General features: G+C 65.3%; 1 protein-coding gene. It reads left to right on the top strand.

Features of this window, described 5'->3' with window-relative positions; all coding sequences use genetic code 11:
- Nucleotides 1–731 precede the first annotated feature (731 nt).
- The gene (locus tag KVS69_RS18170) at nt 732–1556 is read left to right on the top strand and encodes a DUF932 domain-containing protein (RefSeq protein WP_217539402.1); all 825 of its coding nucleotides are present in this window, start codon (nt 732–734) and stop codon (nt 1554–1556) included.
- Nucleotides 1557–1594 lie beyond the last annotated feature (38 nt).

Genomic DNA, 1594 nt, shown 5'->3' with positions numbered 1-1594 from the left:
GGTCCGGCGACGGCGTTCTCGCTGGGCAGGATGCCGTGCTCGATGTTGTAGCGCTTTCCTTCGATGAGGATGGCCTCACAGGCTTGCTGCGGGTTTGTTGTCTGGAGTGAACTCATGCTCCGTCCCTGTTATTGAAGACGCTGCGCAGCGTATTTAACCAAGGCGGGCTTGTCGGTACCCGAGTCTTCGTCGACCGATTGGCTTTCAGGTGCCTACTGCGATTTGGGCGTCCCCGGCCACCTGGGAGATGGCCGGTCGCGCTGTCGTGCGCACAGCGCATCGAGCCGCCTGCGGCGTCTCGCCCCTTCGGGCTTCCATCGTTCCCTCGCTCCGCTCGGCTGACGCCTCCGGCCCGGCTTCCAGCTTCGGGCCTGCGCGCTTCGCTTGCCGTGCTGTCGGCGTGTGGAGTGGCCGTTGCCATGTCCAGCCGTCTCCCCTGACTTCATCACCTTGTCCGCGCCTGTAGCCCGCGCCCGTGTGCCGTCAAGGCGCGCAGGGCCGTGTCCTCGCTTCGCTGCGGGCCGCCCCAACCCTGCGCTTGCCTCCTTGACGGCACCCGTTCGCGCGCTCCTGACCGTCGCGGGCGATGAACTCAGGAAAGACGGTGGCAACAGGGCCAACCGGGTTCCTGGTGCCGACCGCACCGAACAGCCGAAAGGCTGGGCTCCGAATCTAGGAATCCGGTGTGCGGTGTGAACAGCAAACCTTTTTTCTTTGTCAGGAGAAATGCCATGCAACTCGCATCCCGCTTCGCTTCCCGTTCCCCGGTGCTGCGTTCGGAACGTCCCTTGTCCGACGACCAAATCCGGGCCGTGGCCCCGTCCATCTTCGCCGAGGCTCCGCATGAAAGCCGCTCCGAGCGGTACAGCTACATCCCCACCGCCACCGTGCTGCAAGAACTGCGAGGGGAAGGCTTCGAGCCTTTCATGGTGACGCAGACCCGCGTGCGCCACGACGACCGCCGCGACTACACCAAGCACATGATCCGGCTGCGCCACGCCAGCCAGATCAACGGCCGCGAGGCCAACGAAATCATCCTGCTGAACTCCCATGACGGCACCAGCAGCTATCAGATGCTGGCCGGGATGTTTCGTTTCGTTTGCAGCAATGGCCTTGTCTGCGGCGACACCGTGGCCGACGTGCGCGTGCCTCACAAGGGCGACGTGGCCGGACAGGTGATCGAAGGCGCATACGAAGTCTTGCACGGCTTCGACCGGGCTCAGGAATCGCGCGATGCCATGCGCGCTATCACGCTCGACGCTGGGGAATCGGAAGTGTTCGCCCGCGCTGCGCTGGCGTTGAAGTACGACGAGGACAAGCCCGCGCCCATCACGGAATCGCAAATCCTGATGCCGCGCCGCCATGACGACGACCGCCGCGACCTGTGGAGCGTGTTCAACCGCACGCAGGAGAACTTGACCAAAGGCGGCCTGTCCGCCCGCGCCGCGAATGGCCGCCGCCAGACCACCCGGCCCGTGCAGGGCATCGACCAAAGCGTGCGCCTGAATCGCGCCCTGTGGCTGCTGTCCGATGGCCTGCGCCAGTTGAAAGCCTGAATCGCGACGCGGCAGGGGCACGCAGCAGCCCTTGCCGC

It is taken from the genome of Stenotrophomonas sp. GbtcB23, from assembly GCF_019091045.1.
Lineage (GTDB): Bacteria > Pseudomonadota > Gammaproteobacteria > Xanthomonadales > Xanthomonadaceae > Stenotrophomonas > Stenotrophomonas rhizophila_A.
This window is presented reverse-complemented; position numbering and strand designations above follow the sequence as displayed.

Excerpts from the sequence above, each read along its gene's own strand:
- KVS69_RS18170 (WP_217539402.1), top strand. The coding sequence starts at position 732 with ATGCAACTCGCATCCCGCTTCGCTTCCCGTTCCCCGGTGCTGCGTTCG.